This is a genomic window from Macrococcus sp. DPC7161 (genome assembly GCF_004117835.1).
Classification (GTDB): domain Bacteria; phylum Bacillota; class Bacilli; order Staphylococcales; family Staphylococcaceae; genus SDSC01.
In genome coordinates this window covers 1-456 of sequence record NZ_SDSC01000029.1, presented here as the reverse complement: position 1 = coordinate 456, position 456 = coordinate 1, and the positions used below count along the sequence as shown (strand labels likewise).

Genomic DNA, 456 nt, shown 5'->3' with positions numbered 1-456 from the left:
TCGTGGAACAGCGAGGGATCGAAGCCGGAGGAATTGACATAGACCGGCTCGGACCATTCGGCCTCGATCGTGGGTGCCGTGACGATGTAGTTCGGCGCATCCTTGAAATTGCCGTCGTAGCGCTTGACGTCGGTATAGACCAGCCAGAACTGCCCGTCGGCATAGGACAGGCACGGCGCCCAGATGCCGCAGCTATCGGGATTGCCGCGCATGTCGAGCTGCGATCTCCGCTCCAGCGGCCGGCGCACCAGCGTCCAGTTCGCCAGGTCACGCGAATGGTGGATCTGCACGCCGGGGTACCATTCGAAGGTCGAGGTGGCGATGTAATAATCAGCGCCAACGCGGCAGATCGACGGATCGGGATTGAACCCGGGCAGGATGGGATTGCGGATCATGACAGGGTCTCCTCCGACCGGCGGTGCTTTGCTGTACGTACATCAGATTATAGCAGAAAAA

1 protein-coding gene is annotated in these 456 nt (G+C 60.3%); it reads right to left on the bottom strand.

Going from position 1 to position 456, the window contains the following annotated elements:
• Positions 1-395: family 43 glycosylhydrolase (locus tag ER639_RS11930; RefSeq protein ID WP_164993452.1), on the bottom strand; the 395-nt coding region annotated here is incomplete at its 3' end.
• Positions 396-456: the final 61 nt, after the last annotated feature.